At 58.0% G+C, this 23,919-nt stretch carries 27 protein-coding genes and 1 tRNA gene; 11 read left to right on the top strand and 17 right to left on the bottom strand.

Going from position 1 to position 23,919, the window contains the following annotated elements:
- The 9 genes from ACLI4M_RS15830 to ACLI4M_RS15790 all read right to left on the bottom strand — a co-directional run bounded on the left by ACLI4M_RS15830 (position 1) and on the right by ACLI4M_RS15790 (position 9,813).
- Positions 1–1,545 (bottom strand): ABC transporter substrate-binding protein, encoded by a 1,545-nt coding sequence (locus ACLI4M_RS15830; RefSeq protein WP_133625105.1) that lies wholly within the window; start codon positions 1,543–1,545, stop codon positions 1–3.
- A 62-nt stretch (positions 1,546–1,607) separates the two neighbouring features.
- Entirely contained in the window at positions 1,608–2,510 is a 903-nt protein-coding gene (locus tag ACLI4M_RS15825; RefSeq protein ID WP_133624222.1) for a homocysteine S-methyltransferase family protein, read from the bottom strand.
- Positions 2,511–2,647: 137 nt separating this feature from the next.
- Entirely contained in the window at positions 2,648–3,004 is a 357-nt protein-coding gene (locus tag ACLI4M_RS15820; RefSeq protein WP_133624223.1) for a hypothetical protein, read from the bottom strand.
- 252 nt (positions 3,005–3,256) lie between these two features.
- Positions 3,257–3,706, bottom strand: coding sequence for an RcnB family protein (locus tag ACLI4M_RS15815; RefSeq protein WP_133624224.1), 450 nt, complete (start codon positions 3,704–3,706; stop codon positions 3,257–3,259).
- Positions 3,707–3,867: 161 nt separating this feature from the next.
- Positions 3,868–4,296 (bottom strand): OsmC family protein, encoded by a 429-nt coding sequence (locus ACLI4M_RS15810; protein ID WP_048916826.1) that lies wholly within the window; start codon positions 4,294–4,296, stop codon positions 3,868–3,870.
- A 113-nt stretch (positions 4,297–4,409) separates the two neighbouring features.
- Complete coding sequence (locus tag ACLI4M_RS15805) at positions 4,410–5,669, bottom strand: c-type cytochrome (protein ID WP_413449731.1); 1,260 nt, start codon at positions 5,667–5,669, stop codon at positions 4,410–4,412.
- Positions 5,670–5,673: 4 nt separating this feature from the next.
- Complete coding sequence (locus tag ACLI4M_RS15800; RefSeq protein WP_048916830.1) at positions 5,674–7,443, bottom strand: GMC family oxidoreductase; 1,770 nt, start codon at positions 7,441–7,443, stop codon at positions 5,674–5,676.
- Positions 7,444–7,613: 170 nt separating this feature from the next.
- A complete protein-coding gene (locus tag ACLI4M_RS15795) occupies positions 7,614–8,339 on the bottom strand; it encodes a gluconate 2-dehydrogenase subunit 3 family protein (RefSeq protein WP_048916831.1) in 726 nt (241 codons plus the stop codon).
- Positions 8,340–8,787: 448 nt separating this feature from the next.
- Entirely contained in the window at positions 8,788–9,813 is a 1,026-nt protein-coding gene (locus ACLI4M_RS15790) for a LacI family DNA-binding transcriptional regulator (RefSeq protein WP_133624225.1), read from the bottom strand.
- Positions 9,814–9,974: 161 nt separating this feature from the next.
- On the opposite strand from ACLI4M_RS15790, the gene ACLI4M_RS15785 reads away from it, so the two are divergent.
- Positions 9,975–10,073: a YoaK family small membrane protein gene (locus ACLI4M_RS15785; protein WP_137268681.1), complete on the top strand. Its 99-nt coding sequence runs from the start codon at positions 9,975–9,977 to the stop codon at positions 10,071–10,073.
- Here ACLI4M_RS15785 and ACLI4M_RS15780 read toward each other — a convergent pair whose 3' ends face one another.
- The 3 genes from ACLI4M_RS15780 to ACLI4M_RS15770 form a co-directional block, all read right to left on the bottom strand.
- Positions 10,074–10,718, bottom strand: coding sequence for an SMI1/KNR4 family protein (locus ACLI4M_RS15780; RefSeq protein WP_133624226.1), 645 nt, complete (start codon positions 10,716–10,718; stop codon positions 10,074–10,076). It abuts the gene before it with no gap.
- Between the two features lie 141 nt (positions 10,719–10,859).
- Complete coding sequence (gene ymcF / locus ACLI4M_RS15775) at positions 10,860–11,057, bottom strand: cold shock small protein YmcF (protein WP_432759787.1); 198 nt, start codon at positions 11,055–11,057, stop codon at positions 10,860–10,862.
- Between the two features lie 13 nt (positions 11,058–11,070).
- On the bottom strand, positions 11,071–12,012 hold the full coding sequence (locus ACLI4M_RS15770; RefSeq protein ID WP_133624227.1) for a LysR substrate-binding domain-containing protein: 942 nt from the start codon (positions 12,010–12,012) through the stop codon (positions 11,071–11,073).
- Positions 12,013–12,157: 145 nt separating this feature from the next.
- Between ACLI4M_RS15770 and ACLI4M_RS15765 the strand changes: the two genes are divergently transcribed.
- The 8 genes from ACLI4M_RS15765 to ACLI4M_RS15730 all read left to right on the top strand — a co-directional run bounded on the left by ACLI4M_RS15765 (position 12,158) and on the right by ACLI4M_RS15730 (position 19,863).
- Positions 12,158–12,775: an ankyrin repeat domain-containing protein gene (locus ACLI4M_RS15765; RefSeq protein ID WP_133624228.1), complete on the top strand. Its 618-nt coding sequence runs from the start codon at positions 12,158–12,160 to the stop codon at positions 12,773–12,775.
- On the top strand, positions 12,768–14,159 hold the full coding sequence (locus ACLI4M_RS15760; RefSeq protein ID WP_133624229.1) for an amidohydrolase family protein: 1,392 nt from the start codon (positions 12,768–12,770) through the stop codon (positions 14,157–14,159). Before ACLI4M_RS15765 ends, ACLI4M_RS15760 begins: the two co-directional genes overlap by 8 nt.
- Positions 14,160–14,246: 87 nt before the next feature.
- Positions 14,247–14,606 (top strand): hypothetical protein, encoded by a 360-nt coding sequence (locus ACLI4M_RS15755; RefSeq protein WP_048918065.1) that lies wholly within the window; start codon positions 14,247–14,249, stop codon positions 14,604–14,606.
- 46 nt (positions 14,607–14,652) lie between these two features.
- A complete protein-coding gene (locus ACLI4M_RS15750) occupies positions 14,653–16,536 on the top strand; it encodes a protein-disulfide reductase DsbD family protein (protein WP_133624230.1) in 1,884 nt (627 codons plus the stop codon).
- Complete coding sequence (locus ACLI4M_RS15745) at positions 16,533–17,252, top strand: DsbA family protein (RefSeq protein WP_133624231.1); 720 nt, start codon at positions 16,533–16,535, stop codon at positions 17,250–17,252. The genes ACLI4M_RS15750 and ACLI4M_RS15745 overlap by 4 nt, the downstream gene beginning before the upstream one ends.
- Complete coding sequence (locus tag ACLI4M_RS15740; protein ID WP_048918068.1) at positions 17,249–17,752, top strand: protein disulfide oxidoreductase; 504 nt, start codon at positions 17,249–17,251, stop codon at positions 17,750–17,752. The genes ACLI4M_RS15745 and ACLI4M_RS15740 overlap by 4 nt, the downstream gene beginning before the upstream one ends.
- A 53-nt stretch (positions 17,753–17,805) precedes the next feature.
- A complete protein-coding gene (locus ACLI4M_RS15735) occupies positions 17,806–18,474 on the top strand; it encodes an SDR family oxidoreductase (RefSeq protein WP_133624232.1) in 669 nt (222 codons plus the stop codon).
- Between the two features lie 348 nt (positions 18,475–18,822).
- A complete protein-coding gene (locus ACLI4M_RS15730; protein WP_133624233.1) occupies positions 18,823–19,863 on the top strand; it encodes a sensor domain-containing diguanylate cyclase in 1,041 nt (346 codons plus the stop codon).
- A 230-nt stretch (positions 19,864–20,093) separates the two neighbouring features.
- Here the strand turns inward: ACLI4M_RS15730 and ACLI4M_RS15725 are convergent, their stop codons facing one another.
- Both ACLI4M_RS15725 and ACLI4M_RS15720 read right to left on the bottom strand, forming a co-directional pair.
- Positions 20,094–20,516, bottom strand: coding sequence for a DUF4186 domain-containing protein (locus tag ACLI4M_RS15725; RefSeq protein WP_133624234.1), 423 nt, complete (start codon positions 20,514–20,516; stop codon positions 20,094–20,096).
- A 3-nt stretch (positions 20,517–20,519) separates the two neighbouring features.
- The gene (locus tag ACLI4M_RS15720; protein WP_133624235.1) at positions 20,520–20,807 is read right to left on the bottom strand and encodes a hypothetical protein; all 288 of its coding nucleotides are present in this window, start codon (positions 20,805–20,807) and stop codon (positions 20,520–20,522) included.
- 171 nt (positions 20,808–20,978) lie between these two features.
- On the opposite strand from ACLI4M_RS15720, the gene ACLI4M_RS15715 reads away from it, so the two are divergent.
- Positions 20,979–21,052 (top strand) — tRNA-Gly (locus ACLI4M_RS15715).
- 20 nt (positions 21,053–21,072) lie between these two features.
- On the opposite strand, the gene ACLI4M_RS15710 is transcribed toward ACLI4M_RS15715, so the two are convergent.
- Positions 21,073–21,294, bottom strand: a complete 222-nt coding sequence (locus tag ACLI4M_RS15710) for a DUF2767 family protein (protein ID WP_133624236.1) — start codon at positions 21,292–21,294, stop codon at positions 21,073–21,075.
- A 196-nt stretch (positions 21,295–21,490) separates the two neighbouring features.
- Here ACLI4M_RS15710 and ACLI4M_RS15705 point away from each other — a divergent pair, with 196 nt between their 5' ends.
- Positions 21,491–21,697, top strand: a complete 207-nt coding sequence (locus tag ACLI4M_RS15705; protein WP_048918075.1) for a hypothetical protein — start codon at positions 21,491–21,493, stop codon at positions 21,695–21,697.
- 154 nt (positions 21,698–21,851) lie between these two features.
- Here ACLI4M_RS15705 and ACLI4M_RS15700 read toward each other — a convergent pair whose 3' ends face one another.
- Together ACLI4M_RS15700 and ACLI4M_RS15695 are read right to left on the bottom strand one after the other, a co-directional pair.
- The gene (locus tag ACLI4M_RS15700) at positions 21,852–22,325 is read right to left on the bottom strand and encodes a hypothetical protein (protein ID WP_053110442.1); all 474 of its coding nucleotides are present in this window, start codon (positions 22,323–22,325) and stop codon (positions 21,852–21,854) included.
- A 129-nt stretch (positions 22,326–22,454) separates the two neighbouring features.
- The gene (locus ACLI4M_RS15695) at positions 22,455–23,852 is read right to left on the bottom strand and encodes a hypothetical protein (protein ID WP_133624237.1); all 1,398 of its coding nucleotides are present in this window, start codon (positions 23,850–23,852) and stop codon (positions 22,455–22,457) included.
- Positions 23,853–23,919: the final 67 nt, after the last annotated feature.

Here is a 23,919-nt window from a genome sequence, read left to right as displayed (position 1 = left end):
TTATGCAAACCACACTTTTTCCGCTGCACGGTTACCGCTCATGGTGAAGCCCGGGATCGCCACGAAGCCGTTAATTTTGCTGCTGGCGGCGTCGAGCGCATCGGCATACAGCGGAATAATTTCGCTGCCTTTTTCCACCAGCATCAGCTGGATATCGTGGTAAATCTGGCGGCGTTTCTGCTCGTCCTGCTCCCCGCGCGCGGCGGTCACCAGTTGGTCAAACGCCGGCTCTTTCCACTGCGACTCATTCCACGGCGCACTGCTGGTGAACACCAGCGACAGCAGCGCATCCGCCGTCGGGCGCAGCGACCAGTTAGAAGAGACAAACGGCTTTTTCATCCAGACGTTGTCCCAGAAGGCATCATCCGGTACGCGCTCTACCTTCAGCGGGATACCGGCCTTTTCTGCCGAGTTCTGATACAGCTGCCCGGCATCAACCGCGCCAGGGAATCCGGCCTCTGCCACCGACAGCACCAGCGGGCCGCTGAAGCCGCTTTTCTGCCAGTGATATTTGGCTTTTTCCGGGTCATACGGGCGCTGCGGGATATCTTTGGCGAACCAGGGGCTGGACGGGAAGATCGGGTTGTCATTCGCCACGGTGCCGAAGCCGCCGAGCACGGTTTTGATAATCTGCTCGCGATCGATGGCGTATTTCAGCGCCAGGCGACCGTCCAGGGTATTAAACGGCGCGGCCGTCGCCAGGCCGGGGAACGTGAAGATCTGGCTGTCGCGCGAACGCAGCAGCTGGATATTCGGCATGTGCTTAAGGCGCTCAACAATGCGCGGATTAACGCGGTTGATCAAATGTGCTGAGCCGCTGGCCAGCGCCGCGACGCGGGCAGTAGAGTCATTCATCGCCAGCGTTTCCACCGAGTCGACGTGGCCGCGCGCCGGGTTCCAGTGGTTCGGATTACGCTTCACCAGCGTGCGCACGCCCGGCTTGAAGCTTTCAAGAATGAACGCCCCGGTGCCAATACCTTTGTCGAAGTTTTCATTTTCGGCAGTGATGGCAAAGTGAACATCGCTCAGCAGCGCGATAAATTCGACGTTCGGCTCCTTCAGCTTGATGGTCACCTGATTGGGTGCCGTCGCCTCCAGCGACACCACCGGATCGAGGTAGCCTTTCACCGACGAACTGGATTTCTCAGCGCGGTGATGGTTCAGCGAGTAAACCACGTCTTTTGCCGTCAGGGTGCGGCCGTCGTGGAACTGCACCCCTTTGCGGATGTTCAGCACCCAGGTTTTGCTACCATCGCGGGTTTCCCAGCTCTCCGCCAGCGACGGTGTGATCTTACCGTGCTCATCCACTTCCGCCAGGCAGTTAAACAGCTGCGAGCCGACGAAGTACATATAGGATTCAAACCAGAACGCCGGATCAAGGCGGTCAGTGCTTGAGGCATTGTCCATGCCGACCTTCAGATGGCCGCCCTTTTTCGGCGTGGCCGCAGCGGTATCCGCTGCCCACACCGACTGGAATGGCAGGCCGGAACAGGCTGCCGCCACGGAGAGCGCGCCGGTAGTTTTGATAAAATCGCGACGATTCATCATGGTGTATTCCCTGTTTTTTTATCGTTGTTATGGCGCATGGCGCGGTGAAAATAAGGCGTTTACTTCAGCGCGGCGGCCAGCCGCGCAATATGCTGCGGCCCAATACCGCAGCAGCCGCCGACCAGCGTGGCCCCGGCAGCAACCCACTCCTGCGCCCAGTGCAGATACCCTTCCGGATGCGTGTCTTTACGCAGGCCGCTCAGCCCTTCGTTGGCCCCGCCGCCGTTGCTGCCGTGCTCGAATGCGTTGGCATAAACGCCAATCCCGGCAGCCGACCCGAGACGCTGCAGCGTGGCCTGCGCCTGCTGAACCGCAGAGAGCATCACTTCAGGATGGCTACAGTTGAACAGAATATTTTCTGCCCCCAGCTCAAGCGCTTTCTCCACGGCGGCCGTCACGCTCTCGCCCGAGCGCAGCGTGCTGGCAGCTTTCGGCTGGTCCGGGTCATCGTGCAGGCTGAACGACAGCCACAGCGGCTGCGGCTGATTGGCAACCGCCTGATGGATCGCCACGGCTTCAGCAATGGAGCTGATGGTTTCACCCAGCCAGACGTCAACGTAAGGTGCCTGAGCAGCCACCAGCACCCGGTGGATTGCGATAGCCTGCTCAGCGACAAACAGATCGGGGCGATAGGAACCGGCGGCGGGCGGCAAGCTGCCCGCGACTCTTACCGGATGTGCGGCAGCATCGGCTGCCTGGCGCGCCAGCTGACCGGCCAGCGCAGCAAGGCGCTCACCGTCTGCGGCAAAACGCGCTGCGCCGATATGGAAGGGAACCACGGCATAGCTGTTGGTGGTCAGGGTACCTGCGCCAGCCTCGACAAAGCTGTCGTGGACCGCACGCACCTGTTCAGGTGCCTCATACAGCGCCAGTGCCGACCACTCCGGCTGGCGGAAGGGCGCCCCCACCCTCGCCAGCTCACGCCCCATCCCACCGTCCAGAATCTCGATATGCTGCGTCATTGGCCTGTTCCCATTGAGAAATTTCTAATGGTGGCCATGCTACCGAAATTGATGGCTACATGTCCAGACGTCTATATGGGAAAGTTCGGGATAGTTTACTCACGCAGGGTATAAAGAGGGTAAAGCGCCCGCAGGCGCTAGAAGATCAGTTTGGCAATGGCAAGACCAAAGCCTAAGACCGCGAACTGTGAAGTGACGATCCAGCGGGTTTGCGCAGCCAGGCACTGATGCAGTTCGACACGTAAACCGTTCACATCGCTTTGGGTGGCATAATTCGATTTGATAATCCCGACATCAATTTTCAGGGTGCTGACGTCCTCCTTTAATTCCTTAACATCACTCTTAAGCACGCCGACGTCATCTTTCAACCTGTCGACATCGACTTTCAAGATGCCAACATCCTTTTGCAGAACGCCCACATCTTTTTTTAAGATACTGACGTCACCCTGCAAAATACCCACGTGCCCTTCCAGCCTGTCCATGCGATTGTCCATTTTCTCGTCCTTTGTATGTGCGCGTCTGATTAAACCTTGCTCAAACCGGAGACGATCTTATAACCGTTTCTTAGCCTGCAGCAAGTGCTGAGGGCACGGTTTTTTGCGGCACAGGCCGAAAAATCACCCTGTAATGGAGTGTAACAAAGGAAAATAAAGTACTGATAAGTTAATGAGTTAGGTGTTCAGGTAAGAGGATTTTCTGCGCGGAGACGAAGATGCCGGTGGCGAGTGCCACCGGCAGAGAAGCGGTTAATGGTTGCCGGCAATATTGCCGAGAATGATCGAAGTGATTATCCCGGTGGCCGCAGCAATCAGCACATAATTGCCGTCAACATAGGCCCAGTGCTCACCGCGCGGTGGCTCATCAAGGCCGCGATCGCGCCAGTCGTCAACGCGATAATCGTCGCCACGGAAGCGGTCCGGTGCCGGGTGGCCGCGACGGAAGTCATGGCCCTGCCACGCAAAATGGTCACGCTCGCCTGGACCACCGCGACCGCGATGGTCGTCGCCGCGCTCATTGTGCCCACGATCGTCATGGCGATCGTCGTGACGCTCATCGCCACCGTGATTATCGTGACCGCCCTGCTGATGCCACTCGCGGTCCGGGCCATTACCCGGACCGTCTGCGTAAGAGAGGGTGGTGAAAAGGCTGCTTGCTGTGAAAACGCTAATAATCAGTGCCAGTGTTGTTTTTTTCATGGGTGTATCCTCGATTTGCTCACGGCCTGCTGACTGCCGTGGCTCAAATATCGGGGATAACGCAACACTTCCCTATCTCACGAACTCCTAAAACCGAATGATTAGCGTCTTATTTTCACCTTCTTAACGCAATCCTTACTTAACCGTATGACAAGCCGCCGTTAGTTCAGCTGGTAGTCAAGGGTGATCTCAGCGTTAAGCACCTGCGAGACCGGGCAGCCCGCTTTGGCCTTCTGGATGATGCTGTCGAACTTATCTTTATCAATGCCCGGCAGTACTACCTTGCTCTGCAGCTCAATTTTCGTGATGGCGAACCCATCCCCTTTTTTATCCAGTGACACATCGGCAACGGTATCGATGCTTTCAGGGGTGTAGCCTTCGTTGCCCAGCATCAGCGACAGCGCCATGGAGAAGCAGGCGGAGTGTGCCGCGCCAATCAGCTCTTCCGGATTGGTGCCTGGTTTGCCTTCAAAGCGGGTATTGAAACCGTAGGGCTGCTGGCTTAGCGCACCACTTTCGGTAGTGATGGTGCCTTTACCTTTTTTGATGTCGCCTTCCCAGTGTGCCTGTCCTTTCTTATGAATGGTCATTGTTATCCTCCGGTTGTTTAGTCAGCTACCAGTATAGACACTGTCGGTGACAGCGCAGGTTGTTTACTGAGCAGACGAAAAAAAACCCGCCGGGCGGCGGGTTTGACAGGGGACTATTTTTTCAGGTTTGCCCTGACCTCTTGCACCTGGTCGGCGCTCACCGCAGCGGCTTTATTACTCCAGCCCTGGCGGATAAAGGTCGCCAGCTGCGCCACCTCATCGTCGCTCAGGCGGTTGGCAAAGCCCGGCATCGCCAGCGTCGACGGTGCTTTAGCGGTGGAGGGCTGCTGCGCACCGGCCAGAATGGTATGGATAAGCCCGGTCGGATCGCCGGCATTAACAATCGTCGCCTGGTCCAGCTGCGGGAAGATGCGCGGCGCGCCCTTACCGGTAACGAAGTGGCAGGCACCACAGTTATCGAGGTACAGGCGCTCGCCGGTGGTCAGGTTTTTCGCCGCCGTCAGTTTAGCTTCGGTCGGGCTCACGCTGTGGGTTGCTGCCGCCGGAGCAGGCGGGTTGCCGCCGATAAACTTCAGGTAGGCAGTGATTGCCTTGAGGTCCGCTTCCGTCATCCACGAGGTACTGTGCTCGATAACCGAGGTCATTTCCCCCCCCACCGCCGCTTTATCGTTACGCCCGGTCGCCAGGTAATCCACGGTTTCCTGCCCGGTCCAGTTCGGCAGGCCGCGCAGCGAGGGGACTTCCCAGCCGTTCAGTGACCCGCCGGAGAGGAACTTGCTGTCGCTGCTGTCGAGGGCTTTCTCGTTCATACCTATGCCGCGTGGCGTATGGCAGCTGCCGCAGTGGCCGAGGCTCTCCACCAGGTAGGCCCCGCGATTGACTTCCGCCGTTGCCCCGCCAATGGGCTGGAACGGTTTATCGCTGGTAAAGGCCCAGTTCCAAAAACGCATGCCCCAGCGCTGGCTGAACGGGAAGCTGAGATCGGTTTCCGGCGGCTGCTCGGCGCTCGGCTTCACGTCCTGCATAAAGTAAGCGTAGAGCGCGTGCATATCGGCATCGCTGATTTTGGCGTAATCCGGATACGGCATCGCCGGGTAGAGGCGCGTGCCGTCAGGCAGCACGCCTTTGCGCACCGCGTCCGAGAACTGCTGCTCGCTGTAATTGCCAATGCCGTGCTGTTTATCCGGCGTGATATTGGTCGAGTAAATGGTGCCAAGATTAGACTCGATCGCCAGCCCGCCGGAGAATGCCGGTTTGCCCGGAAGAGTGTGGCACGCGCCGCAGTCGCCAAGGCGGGAAATGTACTCCCCCTGCTTTACCAGGCTGTCATCGGCCTGAGCCGAAGCCGCAAAAGTCGCCGCCAGCAGCACGGCATTGGCAAGCAGTAAACGTTTGAAGTTCATCATCGTCATCTCCTTATGCCTGAACCATCGGGCCGGGGTTTTTCAGGTAAATATCTTTAATCGCCTGGGCCGCCATCAGGGTGATAGCACCGATGGTGTCAGTCGGGTTCGCCTGGAAGTTCTGCGGGAAGGCGTTACCGCCCGGCACAAAGACGTTATGCACATCCCAGCTCTGCAGATACTTGTTCAGCGCGGAGGTCTGCGGGTTGTCGCCCATCACCGCGCCGCCGACGTTGTGCGTCGAGACGTATTTGGTCAGGTCGAAGTGTGCGTCCATTGGCAGGAAGCTTTCGCTGAAGCTGTCCGGGTTCAGCTCTTTAGTGATGTTGCTGACGATACCCTTCAGGTGCTGCTGCAGTTTCAGTTCGTTCTGCTTCCAGTCGAAGGTCATGCGCAGCAGCGGGTAGCCGTAATCATCGGTGTAGTTCGGATCGAGATCGAGATAGATATCGCGATACGACATGCAGGTGGTGGTGATGCTGATCTTCATCGAATGGCCGTACCACTCTTCCATCCCCTCTTTCCAGCCGGCGCCCCAGCTCGGAGTGCCTTTCGGCAGTGCGGTGCTGATGGGCGTACCGGTAGCCTGCGAGCTGTGGATCTTTGCGCCGCCGATAAAACCGAGGCCAGGACCGTCGAAGTTACCCGGAGAGATATCGTTAAACATCTGCCCGGTCGCACCGGCGGTGGCAAACGGGTTGAAGTTCTGATCTTTAAAGAACAGCGTCGCGCCGCCGTTACTGAGGAAAGCGTAGTTGCGCCCGACCACACCGTCTTCAGTGATCGGGTTATACGGCTTGCCGATGCCGGACAGCAGCATCAGGCGCACGTTGCAGAACTGGAAGCTGCTCAGCACCACGATTTTCGCCGGCTGGAAGCATTCGTTGCCGTCTTTATCAATATAGATCACGCCTTTGGCGGTCTTCTTATCGTCGTGCAGCACCACTTTCATCACGTTGGCATGCACTTCATAGGAGAAGTTATCCATGCGCTTCAGCGCGTCCATCACGGCGGTCTGCGGTGAGGCTTTTGAATAGTTAAGGCACGGATACTTACTGCAGTAGCCACAGTAGTTACAGGGGGCGATCTGGTTACCGTACGGGTTGGTCCAGGCGCGAGATACGCAGGCCGACGGGTTCGGGAACGGATGGTAGCCGAGCTTCTTTGCCGCTTTCACAAACAGGGTGTTGTTCAGCGTGTCTTCCAGCGCCGGTAGCGGCATGGGGTTAGCACGCGGGCCTTCAAACGGGTCGCCGCCTTCCAGTATCTGGCCGCGCAGGTTGCCGGTAGTGCCGGACTGGCCGCAGATCATCTCAAATTTTTCGTAATAGGGTTCGATCTCTTCCCAACTGAACGGGAAGTCCATAATACGCATATCGTCCTGCAGCACGCCCGGGCCGTAAGCCTGGTCAGCATAGGTTTTCAGCTTCAGGTCGGTTGGCGTTGGGCGGATCAGCACCGCCGTCCAGTGCAGGCCAGAACCCCCGACGCCGTTACCCGGACAGAATGCGCCCCATTTGCGCGTCGGCAGCGCGGTCTGGCTCATGTTGTAACGTACGGTGACGGCCGCTTCGGCGGTGGTCGCCATCACTTTGTTACGCACCGCGTAGGCGTACTCATCCGCCGGTTTCGGGTAAGCGAACTCTTCATAGCCGCGATCGGCACCGCGCTCCAGCGCCCGCACCTTCAGGCCAGCCATCGCCAGCTCAATGCTCATCAGCGAGCCAGCCCATCCCAGGCCGACGACAACGACGTCGACTTCTTCTTTATTGATTTGAGACATAATTAACCCTATCAACCCTTCATCTATCGCGTTGCAGCCGTGTGGGCTGCCTTTATTCACCCTGTTCACTGACTTCTGTAAGCTTCAGGGGGTTCGTTAAGTTGCCGCCTTGCCGCAACGCGAAATCTTTTGGCTGTCATTGATAAAAAACGAAAAAAGTAACAGCGGACTCAGGCGCGCTCGCCCTTGATGCTGATCGGGCCGAGTGGATACGGGACGTTGTGCTGCTTCACCCATTCTAGGTAGCTGGCGCGCGCGCCGGGGAAGCCGATGGCGATCCACGCCTTCATCCCTTTATTACCCCCGTACATCGGGTCGGAGAGATAACCGTGCTTGGTATCGGCCAGCAGCCCGCTGAAGAACTGCGACGCCTTCAGGTCCGGCTCACCAAGGTCGGCAAACTTAATATCGTTTTTTTGCAGTTGGGTCAGGACGCTGTCTTTATCCTGCGCAGACAGCTGATGGAAGGGTTTCTGGTGGTTCTGCTGGCACCACTGATTGGCCAGTTTGATGCCGGTTTTGTAGATCTGCTGAGGACGAAACGGGATCTGATACCCCATGGTGGCCGGGGCGTGCGCATCAAACGGCCCTTTCATATAGATTTCATCGCCAGAATCGCCGTGGATCTGCTGATCGATAAAGATCGGGACGTTGGTTTCCAGCGCGCCGGGTGCTTTGCCCTTGCCGCCGGCGGGGATCAGGCTGTCGCAGGCGGCGAGAATAAACTGCCACTCGTCGCTGCTGAAGAAGATCGGCTGGTACTCCGTCAGTTCTGGCGCGGCCATTTCTGCCGCCTGGGCTGCGGTCAGCCCTTTAAACACCATCTCCCCTAACGGTAATGCCAACAGCGACCCGATTAAAAACTTACGGCGGGTGGTTTCTTTTTGAAGAAGCATAGCGTTACGACTCTCACTTGCATGAAAAGTACACCCCCGTAAAGCAGGTGTAATTAAGGTTAAATAACTGTTTTTATCTGTTTACATTGGGGCAATGTTAACCATACAGATATTTCTAAATGTAAAAATAAAAGACATTTTATTTTAAAGTTAACATTAATAATGGCTCTAACATTTCATAACAATGTCACCATTAATTACGGGGATTAAAGCGTGGGACTTAGCGGAAATTTATGCACGCCTGCCGTAAAAACGGGCAAGAAATGCGCGCATTTGATTAACTACCGAGATAATAACTCACAGTAATAAAGTCAAAGAATTCTTCATTCCCCCTGATGTCACTATGCCATTAGCCTGCGCCATGGCATGCCAGAGATTTTTCCAGGCGATAAGCACAACAACAGGGAAAACATTGTGGCTGCGGAGAAGTTGCTAAGGCTGCATCCCCTCAGCCGGAGTCGCGCTCAACCAGCTGAAATCCAAGGTCAACCACCGCATCCTGCGGGCTGCGGCCTTCAATTTTATCGGCCAGCCGCGTTGCCGCATCCTCACCCATTTTCACCCGGTCGATCGCCACCGTGGTAATGGCGGGCTGGTTAGAGGCAGCAAAGCTGAGGTCGCCAAAGCCGATCACCGCCAGCTGCTGCGGCACGGGCAGCCCGCGTGCGCAGGCCTCCATAATGACACCCTGCGCCAGGGTATCCGAGCTGCAGATAATCGCGTCGAAGCGCTCTCCCTGCGCCAGCAGCTGTTTCAGCCCCTGCCGCCCGGCCGCGAGCGAGGTCGGTACCGGGGCATTAACGCCGCGAATTCGGCTGCCAGCCTGGCCCTGCATTGCATCAACCAGCCCTTTGCGCCGCTGCTGAGCGCGGCGGTCGCCTGCCCACACCAGCCCGAGATTCAGGTAGCCGCGCTGCAGGCAGTATTGACCAATGCAGGTGCCGATTTTTTCGTGCGAAAAACCGACCAGCATATCGAGCGGCGTCGGCGTCATATCCCAGATTTCCACCACCGGTAGCCCGGCGTTGAGGATGGTCTTGCGCAGCTCAGGGCTGTGATGAATGCCGGTCAGCACCATGCCATCAGGACGGCGTGAGAGGATGGTCGCGACGATCTCCGCTTCCCGGTCATACGAATAGCCCGTTACGCACAGCAGCATATGGTAGCCGCGCTGCGCCAGCCGATCGCTGATGGCCTGAACGGTATCAACAAACATGCTGTTGTTGATCTGCGGCACCACCACGGCGATCAAACGGCTGCGCTTTGAAGCCAGCCCACCCGCCAGCATATTGGGAATATAGCCGGTCGCCTGGATCGCCTCCATCACCCTTGCCACCGTCGCCGGGCGCACCACCTGCGGCTTATTAATTGCCCGGCTGACGGTCATCGGTGACAGCCCCGCCACGCGCGCGACATCTTCCAGCGTGGGGGTTTTACTGACGGCGGGTGCGAACGCATCGTTACGGTTTTTCATCGGCTTCCTGTCGGCTAAATGATTGCGCAATCATTTTTTCATAAATTGTCCAGGTGTAACAGGGTTTAACGGCATGTCGGGACAAGGGGGATTATGCTACACTCGCCGCCGCCGGGGAGCGGGCGCTCCCCAACCGTTAAACAACCGAAAGGTGTAAAGCCGTGAATAAAAGAGCGATTGCCCCCACCCTGATCTTTATTGCCGCGATGGCATTTCTGGTGTGGTTTATTGCTTCCGGCGCCGCAATGCCGGGCAGCTGACTATCCGGCGGGCTGGTCCGCGCCGATATCTACCTGCTGGCCGTCGGGCATATGGCGAATTTGCAGCGCAAACTGCGCACGGTGGCGCATCGCCTGGATACTGCGTACCGCCTGAAGATTCTCAGGGACAAATTCGCCCCCGGCAACAAAAGGCAGCTTTGGCATCAGGCGGCAGCCTGAGGGTAATGCGCCATGCTGTTCCTGCCAGTCCTGCGCCAGCGGGTAGCCGGTCAGCACCGAATACTCTTCAAGGATCAGCGCGCACCAGTGCTCAAGACTGGCGGCCAGCCAGCTGAATTCACCGGTTTCCGGCTCAAAGCTGCACACCGCATCCCCGCGCAGGCAGAACTGTACGCCGAAAATGTCTTCCGCAAAGAACAGCGCATCACGCGCCATATCTTCATAGGCATCAATCCACAGCTCCGGCTGGTTCCACTGCTGGATGCCCATCTCTTCACCACTGCTCTGCCACGGAAAGATATGCAGCGCAGAGACAAACCCATAGCAGCCGTTTTTGCTGCTCAGCAGCTGGCGCAACTCATCCACCAGCGCGGGATGAGCGGAAGTGTCGAACTGCATTTCTTCCGGCGCGGGCGCCAGACTGTCGCTGCAGAGTGAGAGGAGTTTTGCCATTGAGGTGGTCATGTTCGGGTCCTGAAACGTGGAATTCGATAAATAGCCGTTAAGGGTAACACTGATTGGGTCAGTGAAAACAGCCTTGGGGTTATCTCAGGACATCGCAGAACAGGACGGGAAAGCGAGGGCGTTAACGGTCAGCGGGAACGATTAGCTAGCGTAGATTTTGTAGCTCACCTGCATCTGCGCTTTGCAGAAAATGCAGTTTGCACCGTGCGGATTTTTGGCGCTGATACTGAACGGGGAAAAACGATACTGACAACCGTGACATGACGGGCACTGATATTTGATATTTTGAATAGGTAACTGCCTTTTTTGATTTACGATTCTTATTGTAAGAAACGCCACCTTAACACGTTCGTTACATAATGTCTGTATTTTTATCCAGGTGTAGTAAATCCTGGTACAGTTCACTTAGCACGCCGCCTGCGGCAAACTGCTCTCTGATCCACTGTGTCACCTGCCCGCTGGCCGCATGCTGCGTCGCCAGCAGCATCGGAGAGTCCTGGCGCGGGTTCTGTACTGCCAGCGTCACCAGCCGCTGACCCGCCTCGCGCACCAGATAATCCGGCAGAAAACCAATCCCCTGCCCCAGCATCTGGCAGTGGTACTTGGTGGCAAAGTCCGGTACAACCAGCGATTGCTGACCGTGCAGTAACCAGCCCACTTTTTTATTCAGCGTTTCAGCGGTGTCCTCCACCATGATGGTGGTCCACTGGCGCAGCTGACTTTCGCCCAGCGGCTGCGCCAGGCGAGCCAGCGGATGATCGGGAGCGATAGCGAACTGCCAGCGCACGCTGCCAATCGCCAGATAATCAATGCCGCCGCCATCCGGCAGCGTATCCGGGGCACCTATCGCCACGTTAACCTGCTGATTGACCAACGCATCCCACACGCCGTTATAAACCGCCGTGGTGATCACCACCTGGCAGCCTGGAAACTGGTTATCCAACAGCTGGAGTAAGCGCGCGGTGTGATGCGGCGTGTACAGCAGCTGGTTGATGCAGATGCGCACGCGCGGCTCAATACCCTGAGCAATGGTGTCCACCCCACGTTTAATGCGCTGGATGTCGTTGAGCAATTCGCCACACTTGCGCCAGAAATAGTGCCCGGCCTCGGTCAGCTCCACGCTGCGGGCGCTGCGGGTAAATAGCGCCACGCCCAGCCCGGTTTCGATGCGTTTTATCGCATAGCTGACGGCCGAAGTGGTGATGCCAAGCTCCTGCGCGGCTCTGCTGAAGCTGCCGCAGCGCACCACGCTGATCAGTACCTGGAGATTTTCTTCATTAAAGATCGAGTTCATTGTCGCCCGCGCCCGCCAGCCAATAATATTGAACAGTATTCAACAATCTCAGCGTAAACGGTGAATTAATTTCAAGCGTATTCTCCTGATTATCAGTCGCTGTTATTGTCGATGAATTGCTCACCTTCGGTTTAAAGGGAATCTTATGTCATCAGTTAGCGATCGGACTACCCGCTTCCTCAGCGCCGCGCAGGCGGGAGAGCTGGCAACGTTACAACAGTGCCTGGCGGCGGGCGTTGACCTGAACAGCGTTAATCGTCAGGGCACCAGCGCCATCACCCTCGCAGCACAACATCAGCACTATGCCTGCGTTGAGTGGCTGATCGAGGCCGGCGCCGACATCAATCAGCAGGACAATACCTGCCTGAATCCGTTTCTGCTTAGCTGCCTCGGCGGCGATCTGACTCTGCTGCGCCTGCTGTTACCCGCCACGCCTGACCTGACGCGCCTGACGCGCTTTGGCGGGGTCGGCCTGACGCCCGCCTGTGAAAAAGGCCATGTGGAGATCGTGCGTGAGCTGCTGACCTCAACCGCGATCAACGTCAACCACACCAACTTTTTAGGCTGGACACCGCTGCTGGAAGCCATCGTGCTTAACGACGGCGGCGCGCGCCAGCAGGAGATCGTGCGGCTGCTGCTGGCGCACGGTGCCAGCCCGCATATGACCGATAAATACGGTAAAACGCCGCTGCAGCTGGCGCGCTCGCTCGGCTTCACGGCGATTGCGACTCTGTTAATGGATGCAGGAGCAGACGATGAATAATACCGACCCTAACCGCCGCGAATTTCTCAGCCACGGCGGAAAAATGCTTGCCGCCTGCGCGATGATCGGCGCGGGCAGCGCCCCCGCCTTTGCGACGGGCAATTCCGCCCGCTGCGCCCAACCGGAGAGCAGGATGACCACCATTAACAGCAACCACTATTATCTGGATAACGTGCTGCTGGAGACCGGCTTCCGCTATCAGGATGAGGTGGTGGTTGCCACCGAAACGGCGCTGCATAGCTTTGAGATCAATAACGGCAAGATCGTTGCCATCGCGGCTAATCACTCGTTTGCCGATGCCAGCCTGCCGCGCTTTAACGCCGGGGGGAAACTGCTGCTGCCCGCCATGCGCGACATGCACATTCACCTCGATAAGACCTTTTACGGCGGCCCGTGGCGCGTTCAGTCGCGCCCGGAAGGCACCACCATTAAAGATATGATCGCCCTTGAGCATCGCCTGCTGCCGGAGCTGCAACCCTATACTCAGGAGCGCGCGGGCAAGCTGATTGACCTGCTGCAGTCGAAAGGCTCTACCGTGGCACGCAGCCACTGCAACATCGAGCCGGTCTCCGGGCTGAAGAATCTGGAGAATCTGCAGGCGGTGCTGGAACGCCGCAAGTTGGGCTTTAGCTGCGAGATCGTCGCGTTTCCGCAGCACGGCCTGCTGCTGTCAAAAAGTGAACCTCTGATGCGCGAAGCGATGCAGGCCGGGGCGCACTACGTCGGCGGGCTGGACCCGACCAACGTCGACGGCGATATGCAGCGCTCGCTGGATACGATGTTCCAGATCGCGCTCGACTACGACAAAGGTGTGGATATCCACCTGCACGAAACCAGCCCGGCGGGCGTGGCCGCTATCGACTACATGCTGACCACCGTCGAGAAAACCCCGCAGCTGAAGGGGAAACTGACCATCAGCCACGCGTTCGCCCTCGCCACGCTGACCCCGCAGCAGATAGCGGAAACCGCAGCGCGCATGGCCGCGCAGCAGGTCACCATCGCCTCCACCGTGCCGATTGGTACACTGCATATGCCGCTGAAGCAGCTGCAGGAGAGCGGCGTATTTGTCATGACCGGGACCGACAGCGTGATTGATCACTGGTCCCCGTTTGGCCTTGGCGACATGCTGGAAAAAGCCAATCTGTATGCCCAGCTGTACACTCGCCCCGGCGAGTTTGCGCTGTCGCGCTCGCTGGCGATTGCTACCGGAAACCGCCTGCCGCTGGATGACAAAGGCCAGCGCGCCTGGCCGCAGGTGCAGGATGAAGCCAGCTTCGTGCTGGTTGACGCCTCCTGCTCCGCGGAAGCGGTGGCGCGCATCTCTCCTCGCACCGCCACCTTCCATCAGGGGCGCATGGTGTGGGGCGCGGTCAGCGCCGCATAACCGACGGGTGACAAAAGTTTACAAGAGTGACTATTGCCAAACGGTGTACTGCCGCTAAGATAGTCGCTCTTTCTACCTGGGCAGATTATGCAAAAACGTCAGCGCATCGCGACAGGATTTCTCTTCCTGACATGCCTGGTCATACTGGTTTGTATGGCTCAGCGCGTGGCGAACCTGCACGCCCTGCAAATTTTGCCGCAGACGGTCAGCGCCCAGGGTGCCGACAGCTCCCGCAGCGCAAAAGAGAGCCCGGTAACCCCGTGTGAACTGAGTGCGAAAGCGCTGTGCGCCACCCCACTCCTGTTCGACAGTGCCTTACCGCTGCTCGGCCTGCTGCTGATAGTGCTGGCCCTGCTGCGCCCGCGCCCCCTGTTTTACCCTCCGGCACATGAGTTCCGTGCCCCGCTGCTGCGAATACACCTCCTACACTGCAACTTCCGCGAATGATCGACCGCTCACCCCGGTTCTGAAACATCATTCACGGAGAAAAACTATGTTTACCCTATTCAGGAGCGCTGTGCTCCTGCTGCTGTGCTGGCTGCCTGTCGTTCAGGCGGCCGATATCACCCTGCAAAACCCGCAAAACACCCATGCTGAAGTGCGCCTGCGCGCTGACTCCAGCGGCAAAGAAGGCACGCGCCTGCTGCTGGATGTGCAGCTGCAAAACGGCTGGAAAACCTACTGGCGCTCGCCGGGTGAAGGTGGCATTGCGCCGCAGATCCGCTGGCAGGATCCGGCGCTAAAAGCCCGCTGGTTCTGGCCAACGCCGCAGCGCTTTGAGGTAGCCGGTATCAGCACTCAGGGCTATCACCAACACGTCAGCCTGCCGATCGTCATTGACGGCAAGGCCCCACGCACGCTGGCCGGTACGCTGACGCTGTCAACCTGTAGCAACGTCTGCATTCTGACCGATTACCCGTTCAGCCTCGACCTGAGCGAGCCCAACGCACAGAGCTTTAACTTCGATTTCGCCAACGCGATGGGAAAAGTGCCGATTGCCAGCGGCCTGAGCGATACGCTAAGCGCCGGCTATCAGCCGGGGGAACTGCAGATTATTGCCGAACGCGCCGCCGGCTGGCAGCAGCCTGAGCTGTTCTTCGATACCCTAAGCGGCGCCAGCATCGGCAAGCCGGTGGTGAAAATTGACGGCTCGCGCCTGGAGGCGCGCGTGCCGGTCAGCGATGAATGGGGCGACAGCGCGCCCGATCTGCGCGGAAAAATCCTCTCGCTGGTGATTGCCGATAGCGGTCTGGTACAGCAGAGCAGCGTCACCCTCGGCAGCGCACAGCCGCTCAGCAGCGACTCATCGCTGCCGCTGTGGCAGATGCTGCTGATGGCGCTGGCGGGCGGTTTTATCCTTAATCTGATGCCGTGCGTACTGCCAGTGCTGGGCATGAAGCTCGGCAGCATTATCAGCGTGGAGCAGCGCAATCGCCGCAGCGTGCGCCTGCAGTTTATCGCCTCCAGCGCCGGGATTATCACCTCGTTTATGGCGCTGGCGCTGCTGATGACGGTGCTGCGCCTTGGTAATCATGCGCTGGGCTGGGGCATTCAGTTCCAGAACCCGTGGTTTATTGGCGTGATGGCGCTGGTGACGCTGCTGTTCAGCGCCAACCTGTTTGGCCTGTTCCACCTGCGGCTGCCTTCCGCGCTGAACACGCGGCTGGCAACCAGCGGCGGACACGGGCTGGGCGGCCACTTCTGTCAGGGGGCCTTTGCCACCCTGCTGGCCACGCCGTGCTCCGCGCCCTTCCTCGGCACCGCCGTGGCCTTTGCGCTGGCGGCCTCCCTGCCGCTGCTGTGGGTAATGTTTATTGCACTCGGCATTGGCATGAGCCTGCCGTGGCTGCTGATCGCTGCCTGGCCCGCGCTGGCGTTGAAGCTACCGCGACCCGGCCGCTGGATGAACGCCGTACGCATCGCGCTGGGCCTGCTTATGCTGGCTTCCTGCCTGTGGCTGCTCAGCCTGCTGGCCAGCCGCGTCGGGCTGGTCAACAACAGCCTGAAATTGCCGGATGAGATCCACTGGCAGCCGCTGAGCGAGCAGGCTGTTCAGCAGGCGCTGCACGATAAAAAACGCGTATTCATCGACGTGACCGCCGACTGGTGCGTGACCTGCAAAGCAAACAAAATCAACGTGATGCTGCGCGACGACGTGCAGCAAGCGTTACAGGCTGATGATGTTGTTGCCCTGCGCGGCGACTGGAGCCAGCCTTCTGCCACCATCACCGACTTCTTAAAGCAGCGCGGCAGCGTGGCTATCCCCTTCAATCAAATCTACGGGCCAGGCCTGCCGCAGGGTGAAGTCCTCTCCCCCCTGCTTGACCGTGCCACCCTGTTAAAAACCCTGGCCGAAGCCAAAGGAACTGAACAATGAAAAAACTGACTCTCGCACTGCTGTTTGTCGCCACGCCACTCTGGGCCGCGGCCCCGTTTACCCCGGAGCAGGAAGTGCGCATTAAAGAACTGATCAAAGAGACGCTGGTGCAGAACCCGCAGATCCTCGCGGAAGCGGCGGATGCATATGACAAGCAGGCGCAAAAACAGCAGGCTGACGTGGTAGGCCAGGTGATTGAGCAGAACAAAGATGCGCTGTTCAACGATGCCGGTTCACCGCGCATCGGGGCGAAAACGGCGAAGTTGACCCTGGTGTCATTCACCGACTACAACTGCCCGTACTGTAAGCAGTTCGATCCGCTGCTGGAGAAACTCGTTAAGCAGTACCCGGACGTGGCGGTGGTGATTAAGCCGCTGCCTTACCGCTCGGAAAGCTCGCTGACCTCGGCGCGCGCCGTGCTGACCACCTGGCAGCAGCACCCGGAGCAGTGGCTGGCGCTGCACCAGCGTATGATGGCGAAGAAGGGCTACCACGATGACGCCAGCATTCTCAGCGCCGAGCAGAAGAGCGGCGTTACGCTGAAAGAGCCGAACAAGCAGAGCCTCGATACCATCAACAACAATCTGAAGCTGGCGCAGCATCTCGGTATTGAAGGCACCCCTGCGACGCTGATTGGCACCACGCTGCTGCCGGGCGCGGTGAGCTATGAGCAGCTGGAAGCGATGGTCAAGCAGCAGCTGGCCGCAGTTAAATGACGCGGCTGAAACGCTGGGGGCGCGAGCTACTGCTGTTTGTCGTCCTGCTGGCAGGTGTGCTGTGGGCGATGGACCTGTGGCGTGCGCCCCACGCTCCCCTCGCCTTCGCCGACCAGCCGTTGCAGACCCTTGATGGCCGCGACGTCACGCTGGCCGCGCTGAGCGCAGAGCGGCCGCTGCTGGTCTATTTCTGGGCCAGCTGGTGCGGCGTATGCCGTTTCGTCACCCCGCAGGTGGCGGAATTAGCCAGCAGCGGCCAGAATGTGATCTCGGTGGCGCTGCGTTCCGGCGAAGATGAAAAAGTGCAGCGCTATTTGCAGGCAAAGCGCTATCCGCTGGCCACCATCAATGACCCGCAGGGTAGCCTGTCGGGCAGCTGGCAGATTGGCGTGACGCCAACGCTGGTGGTGATCGACAAAGGCGCTATCGTCAGTACCACTACCGGCTGGACCAGCAGTTGGGGCATCAAGTTACGACTGTGGTGGGCCGGGCGCCGTTAACGACAGGGGGCGGGACACCGCCCCTGATCATTCACAACAAGGCAGGTAAGGCAATGACAACCCCTCAGGCTCTGATTATTGGTGCTTCACGCGGTATTGGCCTTGGGCTGGCGAACACGCTGGCCGGGCGTGGCTGGCAGGTCACCGCCACCGCGCGCGGCGACGCGCCGCAGGCACCAGCCTCTATCCGCTGGCTGACGCTGGATATCAATCTGGCGCCGCAGCGTGAGGCGCTGGCCACCCAGCTGGCCGACAGCCAGTTTGACGTCGTCTTCATCAATGCCGGCATTTACGGGCCGGATCACCAGCAGCTGGCGCGCACCAGCGACGACCAGCTGATGGCGCTGTTTATGACCAATACCTTCTCCCCGGTGCGCTGCGCCGAGCTGCTGCTGCCGCGGGTGAAGCCCGGCGGAATTATGGCGCTGATGACCTCACAGCTCGCCAGCCTGAACGAAAACCCGGACGCCACTTACCCGCTCTACTCCGCCAGTAAAGGTGCGTTGAATATGCTGGTGCGCGGGCTGCTGCCGCAGGCTGATAAAGCGCAGCAGACCCTGCTGTGCGTGCATCCCGGCTGGGTGCAGACCGATATGGGCGGAGCCAGCGCGCCACTGACGGTGGCACAAAGCGCCGGGGGCATTGCCGATCGCCTGATCGCCTGGCGCGGCAAAGGCGGCCATCACTATATTGACTACGCGGGTAAAGAGCTGACGTGGTAGCAGGATTGACAGCAAACCTGGCCGCGGCTCAGTCTCTGTCGCGGTCTGGCCTGTGAAGCCCGCTCCCCCCCCGGTTGCTGAAGGAGTACCCGCGCCAGCCATACTGAACTGAGCAGGCGAAACCTGTCACAACGATTCACTGTCAGCCCTCATCATCCCTCGCCAATTTGCCCTGTTTCCTCAATTTTTTTCGTCCTTGTCCGATGATAAACTGAGACACCCGCGACTAGAGTGTCGTTATCACCGGGTGATACTTAAAACAAAAACTCCAATATTTTTAGCAGTTATTTAAATCGGGCGCTGCGATGGCCCGCATTCGCTGTACACCACCACCAGGAAATCAGACCTATGCAGGACAACGTAATTGAGCGCATCTCAACGGCGCTGGCTTCAGAAAAAACGCTTGAGGGCTTTGTGCGCCAGCTGCTGGAGATGCTGGAGCTGGTGACCGGGATGGAGTCCACCTATCTGACGCATCTCGACCCGGAGGGCATCCGCCAGCATATTCTCTATGCGCGCAACAGCCAGCAGATGCAGATCCCGGAAGGGCTGTCGGTGCCGTGGCAGGACACGCTGTGCAAGCGTGCTCTGGACGAGGGCCGCCCCTACACCTGCAATGTCCCGCAGGTCTGGGGTGACTCGGCGGCGGCCAAAGAGCTGGGCATTATGACCTACGTCAGCACCCCGGTGATGACCGGCAGCGGCGAGCTGTACGGCACGCTGTGTGCCACCAGCGCCCAGAGCCGTGAGATGAGCGAGCACGCCACGCAGATCCTCTCGCTGTTTGCCGAGCTGATTGCCCAGTACATCCGCAAAGAGCAGCTGCTGCAAGAGTTGCAGCAGGCCAATGCGGCGCTGACGGCGGTGAGCTACACCGACGAACTGACCCGCCTGCCCAACCGTCGCGCCGTTTTTGACCGCCTGCCCGCGCTGTTCAGCCGCGCGCGCAGCGATGCACAGCAGCTGCTGATGGCCTTTATTGATCTCGACGGCTTCAAGCAGATTAATGACCAGTACGGCCATGAAACCGGAGATGAGTTTCTGAAGCTGGTCGGCCAGCGCCTGCTGGGCGGCACCCGTCAGGGCGAGGTGATCGGCCGCCTGGGCGGGGACGAATTTATGGTGGCAGCCCTGCTGCCCGACGCGGCTGCGCCGAACGCGGCGGCCACTTTCAGGCAGCGCCTGAGCCAGCTGCTGGCCGGGCACTACGCGATGCCTGCCTGCGCGCTGGATTATCCCGGCGCCAGCGTGGGGGTGATCGCGGTGAATCCGCTGCTCAGCACCCCGGAAAGCGCCGTGCGCGATGCGGATAGCGCCATGTATGAAGAGAAAAAGCGCCGTAAGCAGGCGTCGGCTGAGGCCGCCAGCCCCCTGGCGCGGGTCAGGTAAAAAACTAAAGTTTCCGCAAAAGTGACCGATGGTAGTAGCACTCATCCTGAACAGACCGGAAATATCATGTACCTGATTAAGCCTGCAGAGCTGATTCTGCTATCAGTGACCATTGCTTACTGCCTGGCAACCTATTTGTGGTTCTAGTCCTCAGGGGATGAGGCGTGAACACGCTGATTGACTCAGGTTAGAGTGCATCAGCCAAAGTCGCCGACAAACTCGTCGGCTTTTTATAACAGTTCCAGCTGACCGCTATTATCGGCACCGGGCTTTTTGACGCGCTTTTGCGGCGGTTGCGGGCGCAGCATTTCGCTTTTCAGCCATCTTATGATTACCGCCTTGACCCACTCCTGCTGCTGCACGCTCATGGGCTGATGCGCCGCAATATTGTGCCATTTGCTGAGACATCCGCGACAGCAGGTGGCGGTGGCATGCTGAGCAATAAACACCGGATGGCCGCGCATTGGGGTCTGTTTACCGTCATTCACCGGTTCTGCCGGAGCCAGGCGGGCGCGGATAAACTCCAGCGCATGCTGACCGAGGGTCTCTTCACCCTTCTCGAGGAAATAGCGATATTCCGCGCTGCCCAGATGAAAACGCTGGCGGAACGGAGATTGTGAGAGTCGCTGAAACAGATCGTCGAGAGAAAACATCTGTCAGGTTTTACTCACCGTATAGCTTTTCACTTTGCCGTTCATCAGCCGGACAGTCAGGGTTCTGCCTTCGGTGGTGCTCATCGCTTTCGCCTGGCTCCAGGTCCACATCAGAATGCTTTGCCCCTCCGGGAAAGGTGTTTCCGTCGAGGGCTGACCAAACAGTGCGATCAGCTGCTGCCGGGTGGTTTGGTCAGTTTTGATCTGCGCCAGCTTGCCGTCGTCAAAGTTGTTCCCCACCGAAGCGGTACAGCCCACCAGCATCAGACACAGCAGAATTGTTTTAAGCATGTTTAAGCGTACCGTCAGAATTTTTGGCTATTCTGGCACAGTTCATGGCGGGCGCATAAAAATGCCCAGGATCTCCGCGCCCCGGTCATTCAGCAGAGGTCGGCACTCAGGGCAAGATTTATGAAATATATCAACTTTATCAGCGGCCTCTGTGTTAACATCCTGCATCAGGCGGCCATCGTATAATGGTATTACCTCAGCTTCCCAAGCTGATGACACGGGTTCGATTCCCGTTGGCCGCTCCACTGTTTCTCGCATCACGGACTTATCCCTTTTTCTCCTCGGGCTTCACCAGCCGGATTGCGTGCTCCAGCACTTTCTGCTCTTCCCGATCCGCATCCATACGGTCATGGCGGGTCCTTTTCAGCAGCTCCGCTAACGTTTCGCGCCGCGTATCCCTGCCAGCCTCCACCAGGACGATCGCCGCATCCCCTATCACCCGGCACACTTCGTCGTAATACTCTTCACTCAGTACATCGCGCTTCATCTGCTTATTTCTCCTCTATTCTACTGACCATCACCTGTAAGCGTAGAATGCTGACCAGCAGTTTCCAGTTTGTTGCTGAAAGCTCTCTTGATCGGCTGAACAATGCACAAAAATGTCAAGATTTGTGCCCGCAATTAAGCTTTGGCGAGATATATGCTATAAAGATGGGCTACTTTGAGACCGAAAAGGAATAATTATGGATGATGCAGATTTAGCTCAGGAACGCGAACAGGCTATTATCACGGCGGCGCTGTCAGCCCGTGAAACGTCGCTGAAAAGCCCGGATGGCCTGTGCCTGTGGTGCCGCGATGAGCCAATTGTCGCCAACTCTGCGTTCTGCTCCGCCGACTGTGGTGAGGATTACTCCAAGCACAAGCGCGAGATGAAACAACGCATTGAGTGAGGATCTTCGCGACGCGATAATCCGAAACGAAAAGGGCCCTGCACGGTATCCGGCAGCGGCCCTGATTTTATGACCTGAAACGTTTTATCTTTTATTTTACTTCATAGAAGTATGAAGATCCTGGCCTTTTATACACCCAGCGTTTTGGCCTTAACTATCGCGCTTCAGGCGGTGTTAATGATAGAGGAATATGTTCCTGCCCGGCTAATGTTATCGGCTCAATGGCAGTATTTTCAGGTTGCTGGGTTTTACGATAATCCTGAAGTTTTGTGAGCAAGGGGCCTTTATTACTCATCAGATATTGTAAGCAGCGCTCGCGACTGAGAATAAGTCTCACTGGTGTTGGTAATATTTCATAAACTTTATTGAACAGGTTATTAATAAACTCATCGTCATTAAGTTTATCTTCTGCAATCCCAAGCAGCCCATTGAACACGACGTTTTCTACAATCGCACGGTACTTTTCCGGTACTAAATTTTTTTTAGCGACAGTGAGCTGCTCAGCCTCCTGCAACTCACTGGAAAATTCAGCATCGGCTGGAATTAACTTGTCTTCCTGTGTCTGATGACCGCTAAGAGGCAATTTTTCTTTCAGACGCGCAAGGCGCCCGGTTAGCAGTGGCGACATGTATACTCCTGTAATGACATAACGTTTGCCGGGTGCAAGCTTACAATAAGGTTATAGCGGCTTGCCGATATCAATACTTATCGGCTTACTCGCAACAAACTTTACCCTTCCAGCCTGGGGTTCTCCTGCTCAATACTTCACCACCACATCCTCAAACGTAAAGCGTCTCTTCTGCCTCTGCTCCTGATAGCCGATGCGGATAAAGATGCGCAGCCGCTCCAGGTAGGCATAATCACTGCTCGCGCTCTTACCGTCACCGCGATCGTCAATGCAGTTAAACTCCAGATAACGGCCGGGGAAGGCCGGATTAATGGTGCTGGCCTGCTTCCAGTCGGCGGCGGTGCGGCACTGCTGGCCGAGCGATTTTCCGTCGCTTTGCTGGCTACTCCAGGCATATTTCATCCCCGCTCTCGGCGGCAGGCGGAACTCATTCTCCAGCGTGCGGGCGGTAGACGGTTGTTTCGTGAGAGAGTCCCATTTTTTCAGACTCACCAGATTAAACAGGCGCACCGACTGGGTATTAAACGTCACCTGCCCCAGCGTCAGCTTCTCCAGCGTTAAGGTGGTGCCATCCGGCATTTTGTCGATAGTGACGCTGTACGCCCCGCCGATCTCTTTATCCTGCTGCTGGCTGAAGCTCAGGTGACGAAAGCCCGGCTGCTGCTGCGGAGAATTAAGCGCGATAGCCATATGCTCCTTAACCTCGTCAGGTAACGGATAGGGCTGCAGTATCGCCGCATCGTTGCGGGAAAAATCCGGCAGGGTTAACTGATGGTCTGCCGGGGCCTTCTGCTGCCAGAGCAGAGTCTGGCCGCTGCCTTGATAGTCACGCAATGTTTTTATCGCGCAGAGCTGCTGCTTCAGCGGCGCGGCGAGCTCTGTGCTGCTGTTCGCGGCAAGGCGGTAATCGGTCAGGTTACCCGCACTGTCGAGGGAGTATTCCGCGCGGGCAGTGGCCTGCTGTGTATCGCAGTGCAGCGTCCAGTCCGTGACTTTCACCGCGTAAGGGGCGGCATAGGTACTGTCGCGATACTCGAGGGCAAAATCTTTCGCCAGCCGCAGGTGCAGAACGTCCGCGCTGCGCTCGCTGCGGCTGACGTCGAGATACATCTGATTGCCCTGCTCATCAGCAGGCGCCAGCGCACGCCACTGCGGCACGGCGACCTGCTGCCGGCAGACATTCAGGTCTGGCTGGGTCGCTAACAGACTGTCGGCATCCGGCTCGATCACCACGCCCGGAGCGTAGCGGGAAATCGCATCGCTGCCGTAAACGCGCACCGCTTTGCCCGCCGGAGAGCTGACTTCGGCAAACAGCTGCGTTTTGACGCCGCTCTGACAATCAACCTTCAGCCACAGATCGGTGGTTTGCCCGGTGGTGGTCCAGATGCGGTACAGGGAATTAATGCTGTTGCCGACGCGCAAAGCGCTGGCTGGCTGCCACTCCATTTTTTCAATCCCGGCAGCAGGCTGGGCAAAAGCAGGAAAAGTAAAAATGCAGCTCAGTGCAAGCAGCGATAACCCTTTCATGAATAGTCCTTTAATTAAACGATATGGCCTTTAGGCGACAGAATATTGCATAATAGCACGCGGTTTT

Origin of the sequence: Erwinia sp. LJJL01 (assembly GCF_047300805.2) — a bacterium.
GTDB lineage: Bacteria > Pseudomonadota > Gammaproteobacteria > Enterobacterales > Enterobacteriaceae > Erwinia > Erwinia aphidicola.
This window is presented reverse-complemented; position numbering and strand designations above follow the sequence as displayed.